The organism is Patulibacter ginsengiterrae (assembly GCF_056269115.1).
In genome coordinates this window covers 63,141-79,206 of sequence record NZ_JBWDOG010000013.1, presented here as the reverse complement: position 1 = coordinate 79,206, position 16,066 = coordinate 63,141, and the positions used below count along the sequence as shown (strand labels likewise).

At 73.6% G+C, this 16,066-nt stretch carries 14 protein-coding genes, 1 tRNA gene and 1 other RNA gene; 11 read left to right on the top strand and 5 right to left on the bottom strand.

Annotated features, from left to right (window positions below; genetic code table 11):
• The first annotated feature begins 173 nt into the window (after window positions 1-173).
• On the top strand, window positions 174-1,250 hold the full coding sequence (locus ACVUH9_RS16395) for an ABC transporter permease (protein WP_475758798.1): 1,077 nt from the start codon (window positions 174-176) through the stop codon (window positions 1,248-1,250).
• Window positions 1,247-1,933 carry an ABC transporter ATP-binding protein gene (locus ACVUH9_RS16390; RefSeq protein WP_475758796.1) on the top strand — a complete coding sequence of 229 codons (687 nt, stop codon included), beginning with the start codon at window positions 1,247-1,249 and terminating at the stop codon, window positions 1,931-1,933. The genes ACVUH9_RS16395 and ACVUH9_RS16390 overlap by 4 nt, the downstream gene beginning before the upstream one ends.
• 192 nt (window positions 1,934-2,125) lie before the next feature.
• On the opposite strand, the gene ACVUH9_RS16385 is transcribed toward ACVUH9_RS16390, so the two are convergent.
• Window positions 2,126-2,210, bottom strand: a tRNA-Leu gene (locus ACVUH9_RS16385).
• A 333-nt stretch (window positions 2,211-2,543) separates the two neighbouring features.
• Here ACVUH9_RS16385 and lexA point away from each other — a divergent pair.
• Together lexA and rnpB are read left to right on the top strand one after the other, a co-directional pair.
• Window positions 2,544-3,173 carry a transcriptional repressor LexA gene (lexA, locus tag ACVUH9_RS16380; protein WP_475758795.1) on the top strand — a complete coding sequence of 210 codons (630 nt, stop codon included), beginning with the start codon at window positions 2,544-2,546 and terminating at the stop codon, window positions 3,171-3,173.
• A 207-nt stretch (window positions 3,174-3,380) separates the two neighbouring features.
• Window positions 3,381-3,717: RNase P RNA component class A (gene rnpB / locus ACVUH9_RS16375), an RNA gene on the top strand.
• Between the two features lie 92 nt (window positions 3,718-3,809).
• Here rnpB and ACVUH9_RS16370 read toward each other — a convergent pair.
• On the bottom strand, window positions 3,810-4,829 hold the full coding sequence (locus ACVUH9_RS16370) for an EamA family transporter (protein WP_475758793.1): 1,020 nt from the start codon (window positions 4,827-4,829) through the stop codon (window positions 3,810-3,812).
• A 70-nt stretch (window positions 4,830-4,899) separates the two neighbouring features.
• Between ACVUH9_RS16370 and ACVUH9_RS16365 the strand changes: the two genes are divergently transcribed.
• Window positions 4,900-5,964, top strand: a complete 1,065-nt coding sequence (locus tag ACVUH9_RS16365; RefSeq protein WP_475758791.1) for a LysR family transcriptional regulator — start codon at window positions 4,900-4,902, stop codon at window positions 5,962-5,964.
• Window positions 5,965-6,147: 183 nt separating this feature from the next.
• Window positions 6,148-7,356: a DNA polymerase Y family protein gene (locus ACVUH9_RS16360; protein ID WP_475758789.1), complete on the top strand. Its 1,209-nt coding sequence runs from the start codon at window positions 6,148-6,150 to the stop codon at window positions 7,354-7,356.
• Window positions 7,357-7,417: 61 nt separating this feature from the next.
• Here the strand turns inward: ACVUH9_RS16360 and ACVUH9_RS16355 are convergent, their stop codons facing one another.
• From ACVUH9_RS16355 to ACVUH9_RS16345, 3 genes are read right to left on the bottom strand one after another with little or no spacing between them, the layout of a single operon-like run.
• Window positions 7,418-7,645, bottom strand: a complete 228-nt coding sequence (locus ACVUH9_RS16355; RefSeq protein WP_475758787.1) for a hypothetical protein — start codon at window positions 7,643-7,645, stop codon at window positions 7,418-7,420.
• The gene (locus ACVUH9_RS16350; protein WP_475758786.1) at window positions 7,642-8,745 is read right to left on the bottom strand and encodes an inorganic phosphate transporter; all 1,104 of its coding nucleotides are present in this window, start codon (window positions 8,743-8,745) and stop codon (window positions 7,642-7,644) included. Before ACVUH9_RS16350 ends, ACVUH9_RS16355 begins: the two co-directional genes overlap by 4 nt.
• Before the next feature lie 24 nt (window positions 8,746-8,769).
• Entirely contained in the window at window positions 8,770-9,396 is a 627-nt protein-coding gene (locus ACVUH9_RS16345) for a DUF47 domain-containing protein (RefSeq protein WP_475758784.1), read from the bottom strand.
• 84 nt (window positions 9,397-9,480) lie between these two features.
• Here ACVUH9_RS16345 and ACVUH9_RS16340 point away from each other — a divergent pair, with 84 nt between their 5' ends.
• The 5 genes from ACVUH9_RS16340 to ACVUH9_RS16320 all read left to right on the top strand — a co-directional run bounded on the left by ACVUH9_RS16340 (window position 9,481) and on the right by ACVUH9_RS16320 (window position 15,732).
• Window positions 9,481-9,759: a hypothetical protein gene (locus ACVUH9_RS16340; RefSeq protein WP_475758782.1), complete on the top strand. Its 279-nt coding sequence runs from the start codon at window positions 9,481-9,483 to the stop codon at window positions 9,757-9,759.
• A 343-nt stretch (window positions 9,760-10,102) separates the two neighbouring features.
• Window positions 10,103-11,305, top strand: a complete 1,203-nt coding sequence (locus ACVUH9_RS16335) for a hypothetical protein (RefSeq protein WP_475758780.1) — start codon at window positions 10,103-10,105, stop codon at window positions 11,303-11,305.
• A gap of 57 nt (window positions 11,306-11,362) precedes the next feature.
• Window positions 11,363-11,587: a ribbon-helix-helix protein, CopG family gene (locus ACVUH9_RS16330; protein WP_475758778.1), complete on the top strand. Its 225-nt coding sequence runs from the start codon at window positions 11,363-11,365 to the stop codon at window positions 11,585-11,587.
• Window positions 11,587-12,012 carry a type II toxin-antitoxin system VapC family toxin gene (locus tag ACVUH9_RS16325; protein ID WP_475758776.1) on the top strand — a complete coding sequence of 142 codons (426 nt, stop codon included), beginning with the start codon at window positions 11,587-11,589 and terminating at the stop codon, window positions 12,010-12,012. Before ACVUH9_RS16330 ends, ACVUH9_RS16325 begins: the two co-directional genes overlap by 1 nt.
• 15 nt (window positions 12,013-12,027) lie before the next feature.
• A complete protein-coding gene (locus ACVUH9_RS16320; protein ID WP_475758775.1) occupies window positions 12,028-15,732 on the top strand; it encodes a DNA polymerase III subunit alpha in 3,705 nt (1,234 codons plus the stop codon).
• Window positions 15,733-16,066: the final 334 nt, after the last annotated feature.

Genomic DNA, 16,066 nt, shown 5'->3' with positions numbered 1-16,066 from the left:
GCTACGGCTGGAGCGGTCGCCGCGCATCGTCCGAAAGGTGGAGCTGCGGCTCCCTCCTTTGGTTCGCGAGGAGCGTGCGGCCGCGCGATGTGCCCCGGCGCCCGCGCGGGCAGACTCGGTCGCGAACTCCGGCCACCACCACGGTGGCCATCGAGGAAGGACGCGGAGCGCCGATGTTCGTAGCGGGAAGGGACCTGCGGTTCGCCCGGGGGAGGTTCGCCCTGATGGGCTCGGTGATCGTGCTGCTGACGCTGCTCGTGGTCCTGCTCTCGGGGCTGACCGCCGGCCTCGGGCGGGAGAGCACCTCGGCGATCGCCGACCTGCCCGCCGACCACCTGGCCTTCTCCGCGCCCGCCGACGGGCAGCCGGTCTCGTTCACGGAGTCGACCGTCGACGAGCGCCTGCGGCGACGGTGGCGGGCGGTTCCCGGGGTCACCGGCGCCGAGCTGCTCGGGGTCGCGACCACGAGGGCGGAGTCCGGGGCGCGGACCGCGGCGCTCTCGGCGTTCGGGGTCGGGGCCGGGGCGGGGTTGGCCCCCGAGGGCGGGCGGATCGAGCCCGGTCGGGTGGTGCTCGCGCAGGGGGCGGCGGACGCGCTCGACGTACGGGTCGGGGCTCCGCTGACGATCGCCGGTCGCCGGCTGACGGTCGCCGCGATCGCCGGCGACGCCTCCTACAGCCACACGCCGGTGGTCTGGATGAGCCTCGCCGACTGGCGGCAGCTGACGCCGGGTGGGGCGGGCGACCGGGCGACGGCGATCGCGCTGACGACCGACTCCAGCGCGGGGTTGGCCGCGGCCGACGGTCGGCTGGGAACACGCACGGTCACCCGCGCCGACGCGCTCTCGGCGATCGGGTCGTACGCCGCGGAGCACCGCTCGCTGCAGCTGATGCGCGGGCTCCTGTTCGCGATCTCGGCCCTGGTCGTCGGGGCGTTCTTCAGCGTCTGGACGATCCAGCGCAGCGGCGACGTCGCGGTCCTCAAGGCGCTGGGGGCCTCGACGAGCTACCTGTTGCGGGACGCGCTCGGTCAGGCCGTCGTGCTGCTGGTCGGCGGTACCGCGCTCGGGGGCGCGATCGCCACGCTGGTCGGTGCGGCCGCGTCCGGGGCGGTGCCGTTCGTGCTCGACGCGACGACCGTGCTGGTGCCGGCGGTGGTGCTGACCGTGCTCGGCGCGGTCGGCGCGGGTCTCGCGATCCGGCGGATCACCGCGGTCGATCCGCTGGTCGCGCTGGGGAACGCACGATGAGCTTGATCCTGGACGGCGTCACGCTGACCTATCCCGACGGCGCGCACCGCCTGACCGCGCTCGACGCGGTCGACCTGACCGTGCCCGCCGGCAGCATGACGGCGGTGATCGGCCCGTCGGGGTCGGGCAAGTCGAGCCTGCTCGCGGTCGCCGCGACGCTGGTCGCTCCCGATCGGGGGCGGGTCGTGATCGACGGCGTGACGACGACCGGCCTGAGCCGCGGTCGGCGGACGACGGTCCGGCGCGAGGCGATCGGGATGGTCTTCCAGCAGCCGAACCTGATCGCCTCGCTGACCGCGGTCGAGCAGCTGCAGGTGATGGCGCACCTCGCTGGTCGTTCGCCGCGGGCGGCCCGCGAGCGCGCAATCGGGCTGTTGGAGGCGGTCGGGATCGCGGATCAGGCCGGACGGCGGCCGCACCAGCTCTCGGGTGGCCAGCGGCAGCGGGTGAACATCGCGCGTGCGCTGATGAACGATCCCGCGGTGCTGCTGGTCGACGAGCCGACGAGCGCGCTCGATCGCGAGCGTGGGGCGGCGATCGTCGAGCTGCTGGCCGACCTGACGGTCCGGCGGGGGACGGCGACCGTGCTCGTCACCCACGATCGCGACCAGCTCGAACGGGCCGATCGCGTCGTCGAGATCATCGACGGGCGGCTGCGGCCGGTGGTCGCCGCTGCTGCCTGACCGCCGCGGCCACGTCGCCGCGGCAGCGCGGAGGGGCGGCGAGGAGGAGGGCGACGGAGCGACGCTCGGCCGACCGGGTGCCGTCGGGGACGGCAGATCTCGGGTCGGGTCGAGCCCGGACCGGCCGCGAAGCCGCCCAGAAAGCAGAAGAGCCCCGGGTCCGTGGACCCGGGGCTCTTCTGTCCTGCGAGGTGCGCCAAAGAGGACTCGAACCTCCACGGGGTTATCCCCCACAAGGCCCTCAACCTTGCGCGTCTACCAATTCCGCCATTGGCGCAGGACGGAGGAGTTTAGACAGGTCGTTCGAGAAATGCCGCGCGGTCTCCAAAGGGGTCGGATCACCCCTGGGCAAGCGGTATTCGGCGTCGCTCGGGGGTCCTTCGGGGGTCGTTCGGGGGTCGGGGAGGGCCTGGCGCATCGGCTGGAGCGCGGGCGGGTGACCGTCGATCGGGTCGCGGGTGGCGGGCGATCGGGGCGTGGGTGACTGTCGATCGGGGTGCTCGGGGTGCGGGGCGACCGTCGATCGGGGTGCGGCGCGGGGCGCCCGGGTTGCTTGCCGCCGGACGGCCCGATAGTGTCGCGAACACACGTTCGATCCACCCGGGGCACCATGGACCTGACGAAGCGCCAGCAAGAGATCTTCGACTTCATCCGTCGATACACCACGAGCAACGGCTATCCACCGACCGTACGCGACATCGGCAAGGCCGTCGGCCTCGCGAGCTCGTCGACCGTCCACGCGCACCTCGCGAACCTGGAGAAGCTCGGCCTGCTGCGACGCGACCCGTCGAAGCCGCGCGCGATCGAGCTGCTCGGTCGCGGGGTCGAGCAGGCCGTCGAGGGCGTCCGCAGCGCGGTCGGCCAGTCGCACCGCCTGCCGCTCGTCGGCATGGTCGCGGCCGGTGCTCCGATCCTGGCCGAGGAGCAGGTCGAGGAGCACGTGCCCGTGCCCGACCTGGCCGGCGGCGAGGAGGGCGAGTACCTGCTGCGGATCCGTGGCGAGTCGATGATCGGCGCCGGCATCCTCGAGGGCGACCTGGTCGTCGTCCGCCGCCAGGAGACCGCCCGGGACGGTGAGATCGTCGTCGCCCTGGTCGGCGAGGACGCCACGGTCAAGCGATACTTCCGCGAAAGCGACCACATCCGGCTGCAGCCGGAGAACCCCGACATGGAGCCGATTCGCTCGCGGGAGGCGCGCGTACTCGGCAAGGTCGTGGGGGTGTTGCGGAAGGTTGGTTGAGGTTCCCCGCCCGGACGACGCGACCTTCGTGGGCGCGGACGCCGGGTGGGGATGCTCGCCCCGGGCGCACGTCGCGCCCGGCGGGGCGTAGGGGCTCGGCAGCGTCGGGAGGGCGCTGCCGTGGTCCGTCGTCCGTGGCGCTCGCGATCGGCGGTTCGTCGGGGCCGAGGCACCGTCCTCGGACGGGGGCGGTCGACTATCGTTGGTGCGGCAGGCTACGCAGCCGCGGACGGGCTTGACCCGTTCGAGGAAAGTCCGGACACCGTAGGGCAGGGTGGTCGGGGAGCCGACCCGGGGAAACCCGCGGGAAAGTGCCACAGAAATACACCGCCGATGGCGGACGGGTCTCGATCCGGCCGCACAGGCAAGGTTGAAAAGGTGCGGTAAGAGCGCACCGGCGTCGCGGCGACGCGGCGGCCAGGTAAACCCCACCCGGTGCAAGACCGAGCAGGACCGTTCGTAGGCGGCCCGTCAAGGTCCAGGTAGGTCGCACGAGATGGATGGCTGCGCACGACAGAATCCGGCTTACCGGCCTGCTAAGGGAGAGCCCCGCTTCGGCGGGGCTCTCCTATTTCGGGCGGAGATCCGGAGCCGCGAGCGGCCCGTAGGCGGGCCGCCGGGCTCTTCGGCAGGCGCCTAGGCGACCTGGGCCGGCGGGACGGCCGGCTGGGACCCGGTCGAACGGCGCTCGACGACCGACTCGGGAGACGGCGCCGTCGTGCTCGGGGTGGGCAGCTCGGGCGGGGGCATCCGCCGCTCGGCCCGCAGGACGAGGAAGACCGCCAGCAGCGTGATCCCCATCCCGACGGCGGCCAAGCCGCCGAAGGTCTCGCCGGCGACGAGCACGCCGAGCGCGACGGCGACGACCGGGTTGACGTAGGACTGGGTCGTCACCAGCGACAGCGACACGTTCCGCAGCAGCCAGCCGTAGGCGACGTAGACGGTGGTCGAGGCGAGCACCAGGCCGACCAGGGCGAGCGCGGAGGCGGTCGAGACGGCGGCCAGGTCGACGCTCTCGCCGGCGACGATCCCGACCGCGGTCAGGGCCGTGCCACCGGTCAGCATCTGGATCGAGACGTTGGCGAGCAGGCTCGGGGCGGTCGTGATCCGGGAGCCGACGTAGGTGCCCGTGGCCCAGGTGATCGCGCCGGCGACGCCCAGCACCATCGCCCAGATCGGGATGCCGGCGGGGCGGCTGCCGGGGAGCAGCAGCAGGACGAGCCCGAGCGCGCCGATCGCGACGCTGACGGCGACCGCGCGGGAGATCCGCTCGCGGCCGACCAACACCCGCAGGCCGAGCACGAGCATCGCCTCGGACGAGGCGATCAGGGCCGCGAGCGAGGAGGGCAGGTGGTTGGCCTCGGCGATCGCGAACAGGCCGACGCCGCCGGCGACCAGCAGCATGCCCATCGCCGCGCTGCCGCGCCACTGCTCGGCGGTCAGGCGGAAGGCGCGCCGGCCGCTGCCGTGGAGCGCGAGCGCAGCCAGCGCGAGTCCGCCGATCAGGAACCGGAAGCCGGTCCCGAGGAGTGGCGGGATCGTCTCGACCATCACCCGGATGCCGAGGAAGGTCGAGCCCCAGACGATCCAGACGAGCGCGATCGCGAGGATGAGCTTGCCGTTGAAGAAGGGGAGGGGAAGACGTGAACGGACCACGGATTCATGGTTGCGCGCGCCGGTCAATTAGTAAAATGACAGCTTGAGATCGGTACGATAAGTTGTTCTAATGCTGGATCCCCGTCGCCTCCAGGTCCTGCGGGAAGTCGCCCGTCGCGGCTCGTTCTCGGCCGCGGCGGAGGCGATCGGCTACACCCAGTCGGCGGTCTCGCAGCAGGTCGCGGCGCTCGAGCGCGAGCTCGGTGTGCCGTTGCTGGACCGGCACCGCGGCGTCCGGCCGACGGGGGCAGGCGAGGTGCTGCTGCGGCACGCGGACGTGATCCTGGCCCGGATCGCGGACGCCGAGGCCGAGATCGCGGCGCTCCGGGGCGGGGAGGCCGGGCCGCTGCGGATGGTCGCCTTCCCCAGTGCCGGGGCGACGTTGCTGCCGCCGGCGATCGCCCGCTTCCGGGCGCTCCATCCCGACGTCGAGCTGACGCTCGCCCCGATGGAGGTGCCCGACGGTCGCGACGCACTCGAGGCCGGCGACTGCGACCTGGCCCTGCTCGTCGAGGACCCCGAGGAGGGGGTGGAGGGTGGCTGGGCCGGGAGTCCCTCCGACGGTGACTCGTTCGCCCGCACGCACCTGCTCGACGACCGGATGAACGTGATGCTGCCGGCCGACCATCCGCTGGCGGCACGTCGGCGGATCCGGTTGGAGGAGCTGCGTGAGGACCCGTGGATCCTCGGGCGTCGCGACTACGTGCCGGACGAGGTGGTCTTCTACCGGGCCTGTCGGCGGGCGGGCTTCGAGCCGCAGATGGCCTTCGAGAGCGACGACTACCTCGCGATCCAGGGCTTCGTCGCGGCCGGCGTCGGGGTCGCGCTGGTGCCGGACATGGCGCTGGTCAGCGTGCGCAACGACGTCGTCGTGCGGGACCTCGAGCGCCCGCCGTACCGGCGCGTGGTGGCCGCGGTCGACGCCGACGCCTGGCAGTCGCCGGCGGTCGACGCGATGCTCACGCTGGTGGTCGAGTCCGGGAAGGCGCTGGCCGCGAACAGCGCCGCGCGGCGGAAGGCTCGTCGCCGGGTGCGGGGGGAGGTGAGGCCGGGGGCGGTCGCGGGGTCGGAGGCGGTCGCGGGGTCAGAGTCGGGCGCGGGGTCAGAGGCGGGCGCGGGGTCGGGCGCCGGGTAGTGGTGGCGCCGGTCGCGGAGTGCCGTTGCGGGGGTTGCGGGGCGGCACGGGGGTTGTGCGGTGCCTTGGGCTGTCGTGGGCCGATCGGGCCCGGATGCGACGGGGGTGCTCGGGGAAGGCGGCCGATTGCAGGGGTTGTTCCCGGCGGGCCGGGGCCGCCGGCGGGCATGCGAACATGTGTTCGTGTCATCGGTGATCTGCATCCACCTCGCGCGGTTCCCGCTGGTGGTGGCGGCGGACGGGCGCCGGGAGCTGTTGACCCGGCCCGTGGCGCTGGCGCCCGAGGTCGGGCGGACGGCGCTGATCGGCGAGGTCTCGCCGGCCGCGGAGGCGGCCGGCGTGCACCGCGGGCTGTCGCTCGGGGAGGCGCTCTCGCGCTGTCCGCAGCTCCAGCTGCTGCCCCCGGATCCGGTCGTGGCGCAGGCGCGCTGGGACGATCTCGTCGGGCGCCTCGAAGGGATCGGGGCGGCGGTCGAGGACGGTGCCGCGGGGCGTGACGGGCGGCCGGGGACGGCCTGGTTCGCGGCCACGGGGATCCGCCGCCTCCACGGCGGCTCGCTCGACGGGATCGTGCTGGCGGTGCGCGAGGCGCTGGGGCTGCCGGTCCGGATCGGGGCGGCGCCGACGCGCTTCCTGGCCCGCGTCGCGGCCGGTCGAGCGCGGACGCGACGGCCGGTCGTGCTGGGTGAGGCCGACGGGCTGGGGTTCCTCCGCGACGAGCCGATCGCCGCGCTCGGCCTGCGTCCCGAGCTGGTCCCGCTGGTCGCGGCCTTCGAGCGACTCGGCGTCGCCACGCTCGGGGAGCTGGCGGAGCTGCCGGCGGGGACGGTCGGGGAGCGGTTCGGTCGTCCCGGCCTCCGTGCGCACGCGTTGGTCCGTGGGGAGGAGGAGCCGTTGCGCCCGCGCGACCCGACCTCCAGGATCGAGGCTGACCTGGTGCTCCCGGAGGCGGTCTCGGGCGAGCAGCTCGGGCACGCGCTCGGGTTGCTGATCGACCGGATCCTGGCCCACCCGCAGCGGCGCCACCGTCCGCTGCGCTCGTTCCTGCTCCAGGCGAAGCTGGTCGAGCGAGGCACCTGGCAGGAGCGGGTCGTCCTGCGGGAGGCGATGAGCGACCCCCAGCGGATCCGGCTGGCGCTCGGCCTGCGGCTGGCGCTGCTGCCCTCTCCGGCCGAGCGGCTGGCCCTGCGGGTCGACGGATTCGGCACCCCGGTACCTGCCGACCGTCCGCTGCTGGAGGAGGCGGCGGCGATCCGTCACGCCCGTCTGCGCGAGGCGGTCCGGCAGGTCCGTGAGGTCGCCGGGCCGGACGGGGCACTGCGGGTGGTGGCGATCGATCCCGGCTCGCGGGTCGCGGAGCGCCAGATGGCGCTGACCCCGTTCGAGCCGTAGGAACCTGTTCCGGAATGACCGGCCGCGCCAGGCGGCCACTGATTCCGAAGCAGGTTCGGAGCTACTTGTGGATCATCGTGACGATCGCGAACACGACCGCGGCGACGCAGACCGCGCCCGCGACCGTGGCGAGCGCGACGTAGCCCGCGGTCGCGCGGGCGCGGCCCTCGCGGCGGGCCGTGCCGGCGTGGACGACACCCCGGATCGCGAAGGCGAAGGCGATGCTCAGCCCGACGCCGGCGAGGCCGCCGACGATGATGACCTCGAGCAGGTCCTCCCAGACGGTCATGCAGGCTCCTCCGCCAGCGGCGGCGGTGTCTGGCGGCGCCGCAGCAGGTATCCGGTGAAGACGGCGATCACGACGCAGACGGCGATCGGGCCGATCGTGCCGCCGCCGAAGAGGGCGGAGAGCCCGTAGGCGGCCGCGCCGGTCAGGCCGGCGGCGGGGATCGTCAGGACCCAGGCGACGGCCATGTTGCCGGCGACGCCCCACTTGACGGCCGAGAGCCGCTTGGCGGCACCGGCACCGACGACGCCGCCGGAGATCACGTGGGTGGTCGAGAGCGGGAAGCCGACGTGGGTCGCGGCGAGGATCACCGCGGCGCCCGACCCCTGGGCGGCGAAGCCCTGGGCGGCGTCCATCTTGATGATCTTCGAGCCCATCGTGCGGATGATCCGCCAGCCGCCGGAGTACGTTCCGAGCGCGATCGCGCTGGCGGACGCCACGACGACCCAGAACGGGACCTCGGGGTTGACCGCGCCGAGCGAGCCGTGGGCGACGAGCGCGAGGGTGATGATGCCCATCGTCTTCTGGGCGTCGTTGGTGCCGTGGGCCAGGGCCAGCAGCGAGCCGGAGGCGATCTGGCCGAGGCGGAATCCGCGGGTCACCGGTCCGGGGCGGAGGCGGCCGACGATCCGGTAGACGAACAGGATCGAGACCCCGGCGACGCCGAAGGCCAGGACGGGCGCGACGAGGGCGGGGACGACGACCTTGCCGAGCAGGCCCTCGCCGATGATCGCGCTCGGGCCGGCGGCCACGAGCATCGCGCCGACGACGCCGCCGATCAGGGCGTGCGAGGAGCTCGACGGCAGGCCGAACCACCAGGTGAGCATGTTCCAGGCGATCGCGCCGATCAGGCCGGCGAACACCACCTGGAGGGTGATCGAGCCGGAATCGACGATCCCGCTGGCGATCGTGGCGGCGACCTTGAGCGAGAGGAACGCGCCGATGAAGTTGAGGATCGCGGCGATCAGGATCGCCAGCTTGGGGGGCAGTGCGCGGGTCGAGATCGACGTCGCGACGACGTTTGCCGTGTCGTGGAAGCCGTTGGTGAAGTCGAACGCGAGCGCAGCGCCGATGACCAATGCCAGCAGCAGGTCGGAGGCCATGGGAGAGAGGGGGTCGCCGGTGGGCTAGCGGTTCTTGATGACGATGCCTTCGAGGATGTTCGCGACTCGCTCGCACGAGTCGATCCCGTCCTCGAGCCGCTCGAAGATGTCCTTCCAGCGGATGACGACCATCGGGTCGATGCCCCCGTCGAAGAGCCCGGCGATCGCCGACCGGGAGAGCCGGTCGCCGTCGTTCTCGAGCCGGTTGACCTCGACGGTGTAGTGGCGGATGTCGCCGAAGTTGCGCAGGCGCGGCATCCCGGCAGCCAACGCCTTGGTGGCGTCGATCAGGATGTCGCAGAGGCCGTGGGCCTGCTCCATCGGCGCCTCGACCTTGTAGAGCAGGATCAGGTCGGCGGTCTCGTCGATCAGATCGACGACGTCGTCCAGGGCCGACGCCAGCTCCAGGATGTCCTCACGCTCGATCGGCGTGACGAACGTCTGGTTGAGGTGGCTGATGATGTCGTGCGTGATCCGATCGGTGTCGCTCTCGACGACGTTGATCTCGCGAGCGATCTCGGGGTGATCGGGGAGTCCGTGCAGGAACCGGCCGAGCAGCTCGGCGGCTCGCACGGCGTTGTCCGCGGATTCCTCGAAGAGCTCGAAGTAGCGCGTATCGCGTCCGGTGAAGACCTGGGTCAGGCGAGCCATGCGAACCGCCATGTAATCAGCCGGTGAACGCGTCACGCGTCCCGCAACGCGGAAGACGTCCTGAAGACATGGGAACATGTGTTCGTGTCGTCTGTCTCTGGGGGTCGTCGAGGCCACGTCGCCGGGACGGTCCGGCGGCTCGGTGAACCGTGGCCGACGCAGGTCCGGATGGGCCGCGGTGGGCGGCCGCTGAGCGTCGACGGAGAGCGGGTCGAGGCGGTCGTGGAGACCTGGCTGCTGGAGGACCGCTGGTGGACGGAAACGCCGCTGCGACGGCGGATGTGGGAGGTGGTCACCGTCCGCGGACGGGCGCTGGTCGTCTATCGCGACCTGGTCGGCGGCGGCTGGTGGCGCTCGCGCTGAGCCGGATTCGGGGGCGGTCGCGGAGGCGTTGCCCGGGGGTCGCGGAGCGGGTCTCGAGCGGGTCTCGGCGGCGGCGTCGGGGAGGGCCGGACGAGGGGTCGAACGTCCACGAGATCTCGGCGCTGAATTCGCGCCGGATCGGCACGAAGTCGGCACCGATTGGGACTGGTTTCGTCACCGGGGCCGACGTCAGGCTCCCGGTATGTGTCCTTCTTCGTCCCGTCGCGGGTCGTGTGGTGGCTCGCGGAGCGCGGGTCCCGTTCGGCCGGATGCCGCTCGTCGGCGGCGGGGCGGCGGGAGCGCGGGGCAGGCGAGCGTCGAGCACGCGGCGATCGTCCTCGTCGTGCTCCTGGTCCTGGCCGGTGGGACAGCGGTCGCGGGCGGGGCGTCGATCGTCAACGCCGTGCACTCCGGCCTTCGGCGCGCGATCTGCGTCGCCGGGGGCGAGCGTTGCGCGCCGTTCCACGTGCAGCAGCCGTGCCTCGTCGCGCGGGACGATCGGCAGCAGTCCTCGGGGGCGAGCTTCCTCGCCTTCCGGATCGGGGGCAGCGAGGGGCTGACGGTCGAGCGACGGTCGGACGGGTCGGTGGCGGTCGTCGCCTACCGCGACCTCGAGTCGGGGGTCGGGCTCTCCGTTGGGGTCAGCTTCGGGCTCGGGCGGACTGCCGACGGCGACGGCGAGTTGGTGTCGGCCGACGGCGGTGGGCGGGCCTCGTTCGAGGCCTCGGTCGGGGTCGAGGCCCGCCTGCGGGGCGGTTGGGGGCAACGTTGGGAGTTCCCGGACGAGCCGGCCGCCGACGACTTCCTGCGGCGCTACGTGGCGATCCGGCGGGCGGCGCTGCCCGGCGGTGGCGGTCGGGACGTGGGGCAGGTGCGCCCGCCCGACGTCGAGCGGGTCCGCTTCGGGGCCGACGGCAGCGTCTCGGGCGAGGTCTCCGGTCCGCTGGGGCTCGAGGGCACGGCGCGGGCGATGGCGGGCCTGCGGGGCGCCGGGGTGCGGGACCGGCGGACGGGACGGACGACCGTCGGGGTGGCGGTTCCGGCGTCGATCGCGGGGGAGCTGGCCGGCCCGCTCGGGCTGGGGCTCGAGGGCGACCTGCGGGTCGAGTCCTCGGTCACGCTGGTCCTCGACCGGGAGCTGCGGCCGGAGGAGCTGCGCCTGCTCGGACGGGTGACGACCGCGGGAGAGGCGCGCGAGCGCGAGGTCCAGCTGCGGCTCGACCTGACCCGGCCCGAGCTCGGACGCGAGGTCGGGGCGCTGCTCCGGGGGCTCGGGGGTGGCGATCCGGCGGCGGCCGGTGGCGCGGCGGGGCGACTCGGTCGCTGGGCGGCGACGGAGGGCTGGATCGACGAGCGGGAGTACCGCGTGGAGACGAAGCGGACGGGCCGAGAGGGGGAGTTGGCGCTCGGGTTGCGGCTGGGCTTCCACGACCGCGACCAGCGGTCGCGGGCGACGCTGGTCGCGGCGCGGAGTCGCCCGCCCGGGGGGATCTGGGAGTCCCGTGGTGATTGCGTTCGCGGCGGGGTGCGGGGCGCGGCGGGCTGAGGGGCAAGCGGGCGAAGGGGACTGGAAGCTATGGGTATTGCCGGATATAATCTGTCCATGAAGGTCATGATCTCGGTGCCGGACGAGCTGCTCGCGCGGATCGATGCCGCGGCGGCGGAGCGTCGTGTCTCCCGCAGCGCCTTCCTGCAGCAGGCGGCCGCCGCCGCGCTGGGTGACGACGAGCCGGCGGTGCGACGGGCGATGGCCTGGGTCGACGGGCGCTTCGCGGGGATCGATGCGGCTCCGGCGGCGGCGCTGGTGCGTCGGGATCGCGACCGGTGATGAGCGCCCTGCTGCTGGACAGCTCGGTGTGGCTGGCGTGGGCCCGGCCGGATGGGGAGCCTGATCATCCGCACGCGCGTGCGCTCGTGGAGCGACGGGCTCGCCATGATCTTCGCCTGTACCTGCTGGACCTCACGCTCTACGAGGTCGCCAACGTGGTGTTGCGGGGCTGGGGCCGGTCGGCGGGGGATGCCGAGGGACTGGTCGAGGCCTGCCGCGCGCTGGCCAGCGCGCCGGCGATCGCGCCCGACGGAGGTGAGCGGCGGCAGGCCGCCGATCTGGCCGAGCGACACGGCCTGACGGTCTACGACGCGTCCTACGCGGCGGTCGCCCAGCGGCGGGGCCTGCTCCTCGTCAGCGGCGACCGGGCGCTCCAGCGGGCCGGGCTCGCGGTTGCGGCCGAGGAGGCAGTCGTCCGGGGCTGATGCGAACATACGTTCGTGCCCGGTTACGTCGAGCTCCACTGCCACTCGGCCTACTCGTTCCTCGACGGCGCCTCGCTGCCGGAGGAGCTGGTGCAGGCCGCGGCCGCGCAGGGGCACGGGGCGCTGGCGCTGACCGAACACGACGGGGTCTTCGGGGCGATGGAGCTCGCCCAGGCCGCGGCGGCGGTCCCGGACTTCCGCGCGATCCACGGCGCCGAGATCACCGTCCGGGTCGATCCGCGGGGGCCGGAGCTGCCGTCGGCGGACGCCCAGCCGGATCCGGAGACCCGCCGCCACCTGACCCTGCTCGTGCAGGACGCGCGCGGCTGGCGGAGCCTCTGCCGCCTGCTGACCCGAGCCCACCGCCACACCCGCGACCATCCCCGGCGGGTCCGGACGGCACCGTGGGTGACGATCGCCGACGTCTGCGACCTCCACGAAGGGCTCGTCTGCCTCAGCGGCTGCGCCGACCACGGGGTCGAGGAGGAGGTGACGCTGAAGACGCTGCGCGAGGCCTTCGGCACCGAGGACCTCTACGTCGAGCGGCAGCGCCGCTACCTCCGCGGCGATCGCGAGCAGGGCCGGCGGCGCGCCGAGCTGGCCCGGCGGCTGGGGCTGCGGTCGGTGGCGACCGGCAACGTCCACGCCCACTCCTACGAGCGAGCGCGGCTGCAGGACGCGTTGGTGGCGATCCGCCGGCACAGCACGCTCGACGCCTCCGAGCCGTTGCGGCGCGGCAACCACAGTCACGTGCTGGTGCCCCCGAAGGCGATGGTCGCGCGCTTCGCTGACGATCCCGACGCGGTCGCGGAGTCGGTCCGCCTCGCCGACCGGCTGCGGTTCGACCTGACCAAGGACCTCGGCTACAGCTACCCGGGGCAGGAGGACGACGACGCACCGCGGATCCTGGCCGAGGTCTGCCGTCGGCGGTTCGTCGAGCGCTACGAGGACGACGCCGGCGACGCGCCGCTCGTTCGCCACGGGCGCCGAACGACGCTCCGGCGCGAGGCTCAGACGCGCCTCGACGAGGAGCTGCGCCTGATCGACAAGCTCGGACTCTCCGGCTTCTTCCACCTCCACTACGAGATCCTCGAGCTGGCCCGCGAGGTCGCCTTCGAGGTCCGGGGGCGGGGGACGGCCAGCGCGCTGATGCCGCCCGGTCGCGGCCGTGGCTCGTCCGTCTCCTCGATCGTCTGCTATCTGACCGGGCTCTCGCACGTCGACCCGATTGCGAACGAGCTCTCGATCGGTCGCTTCCTGCACGAGGAGATCGACACGAGCGCGACCCTGCCGGACATCGACCTCGACTTCCCGCGCGACGTGCGCGAGATCCTGATCCCGCGCGTTCACGAGAGGTACGGGGACGAGCGAGCGGCGCTGGTGGCGACCTTCCCGACCTACCGTGCGCGGGGCGCGATTCGGGAGCTGGGGGGCGCGCTCGGCCTGCCCGCCGCCGAGCTGGAGCGGGTTGCGCGCGGGTCGGAGGGCTGGTCGGGATCGGGCGTCGCCGAGGACATCGCCTCGGCGCTCCGGATCCGCGCCGAGCACGCCACCGGCGGCCACGAGGGCCAACGCACCCGCGCCGAGCGGGACGCCGCGATGCGGGCGGTCGAGAACGACCCGGACGACCCCGGCGCCGGCCTGCCCGGGCGCTGGGCGTGGCTGGCGCGGCTGTCGGTGATGGCCCACGGTCTGCCCCGGCATCTCTCGCAGCACCCCGGCGGGATGATCATCGCGACCCGGCCGCTGATCGACTGCTGCCCGGTCGTGCCCTCGGCGATGGAGGGCCGGCAGATGGTGATGTGGGACAAGGACTCCTGCTCCGACGCCGGCTTCGCGAAGATCGACCTGCTCGGTCTGGGGATGCTCTCCTGCGTCGCCCGCACCGTCGACCTGATCTCCGAGCGGCGGGGAGAGACGGTCGACCTCTCGCGGATCCCGCTCGACGACCAGAAGACGTTCGAGGCGATCCAGCGGGCCGAGACCACTGGCGTCTTCCAGATCGAGAGCCGGGCGCAGATGGGCTCGCTGCTGCGGACCCGGCCCGAGACGCTGGAGGACATCACGATCCAGGTCGCGATCGTCCGCCCCGGGCCGATCCAGGGCGGCGCGGTCAACCCCTACATCGAGCGCCGTCAGCGGCTCCGCGAGAACCCGAGCTACCGCGTTCCGTACCCGCACCCGTCGCTGGAGGAGGCGCTGAAGCCGACACTCGGCGCGATCCTCTTCCAGGACCAGGTGATCGAGGTCTCCCAGGCCTTCGCCGGCTTCGGGCCGTCGCAGGCCGAGAACCTGCGGCGGGCGATGAGCCGCAAGCGCTCGGCCGAGGCGATGGAGCAGTCCCGCGAGGACTTCATCACGGGCGCGATCGCTCGCCACGCCGGCAGCCGCCACCCGGTCGACCGAGCCCTGGCCGAGCAGATCTGGGCGATGGTCTCCGGCTTCTCCGGCTTCGGCTTCCCCAAGGCTCACGCGGTCGCCTTCGGGCTGCTCGCCTACCAGTCGACCTGGCTGCGGGTCCACTACGGGCCGGAGTTCCTCTGCTCGCTGCTCGACGAGCAGCCGATGGGCTTCTACCCGCCCGACGCGCTGATCCACGAGGCCCAACGGCGGGAGATCGTCGTCCTGCCGCCGGACGTGCGGACGAGCGACGTGCGTTGCACGATCACCGAGGGAGGAGCGATCCTCGTCGGCCTCGGCTACGTCAAGGGGATCCGCAGGGAGGAGATCGAGGCGCTGGTCGCCGAGCGCGAGCAGCACGGTCGCTGGCGGTCGCTGGGGGACCTGCCGGCGCGGCTGGGCACCTCGCTCACGTCGCTCGAGGCGTTGGCCTGGTCCGGGGCCTGCGACGGGTTGGCGGCGGAGGAGCAGATTCCGGAGGCCCGGCGGCGGCGGGCGGCGATGTGGCGGGTCGGGGCGGTCTCCCCGGGCCGGCGGGTGGCGTCGGGGACCCAGTTGGCGCTGGGGCTGGAGGCCGGGGCCGAGCCCACGCTGGCGGAGATGACGCCCTGGGAGCGGCTGATCGCCGACTACGACAGCACCGCGATGACCGCCGGTCCGCACCCCCTGGAGCTGTTGCGCCCGCAGCTGCGGCCGCAGGGGGCGGTGACCAGCGACGACCTCCCGCGGCTGCGTCACGGCAGCACGGTCGCGGTCGGCGGGATGGTGCTCGCCCGGCAGCGGCCCGGCAGCGCGAAGGGGATCGTCTTCCTGCTGCTGGAGGACGAGCGCGGCACGATCAACCTGATCGTTCCGCCGAACGTCTACGCGCAGCACCGCCTGGCCGTGCGGACCGAGCCGCTGGTGGTGGCGGAGGGGCGGCTCGAGCGGCACGCCGCCGCGGGCGGGCAGATCAACGTGGTGGTGCGGCGCCTGTCGCCGCTCGACGAGTACGTCGACCGCCCGAGCCACGCCGAGGTCCGGCGGTTGCAGCGACTGGCTCCCGAGGAGCTGGAGCGGTGGCGGCAGGAGCAGGCGGCGATCGGCCTGGTGGCGGTCGGGGGCGGGGCGCCCGGCGGGGGCGGTCCGAGGACGGGCGGCGGCCAGGGGGCAGGCGGCAACGGACCGGGACGACCCGGGACGGGCGGAGGGCCTTCCCGAGGAGGCGGTGGTCGCGGGGCCACGCGCCCCGGGGCGGGCGACCGCGGGGCGGCCGAAGGCGGCGGGTTCCGGGCGGTGGCCCCCGAGGCGATGAACTTCGGGCGGGGGCGGGGGCGATGAGGGCCTCGTTGCCGGGATCCGTCGTCGCGTTGCCCGGGCCCGTCTGGCGCGGGTCCGGTGGGCCGGAGGAACGGGGTTCGGCGGCCGCCGGGAGCCCGGGCGTGCGTCGGCGGGGGCCGCCGGCGAAGGACGGGGATCGGCCGCCATGAGGGCGGATCCGGGTTCATAACCCCGTCCGGGACGCCGTCCGCAGGGGTCATCCGAGACCCGCGCGCGTCTTCGCACCAAAACGCCACCGGCGCAAGAATCACCCGCATCTGCAGGGAATCTTGCAGTCGCTTCCTGCTGCCGTGAGCCTCGCTACCGCCGGGAACGCTGCTATTCTGCTCCGCAA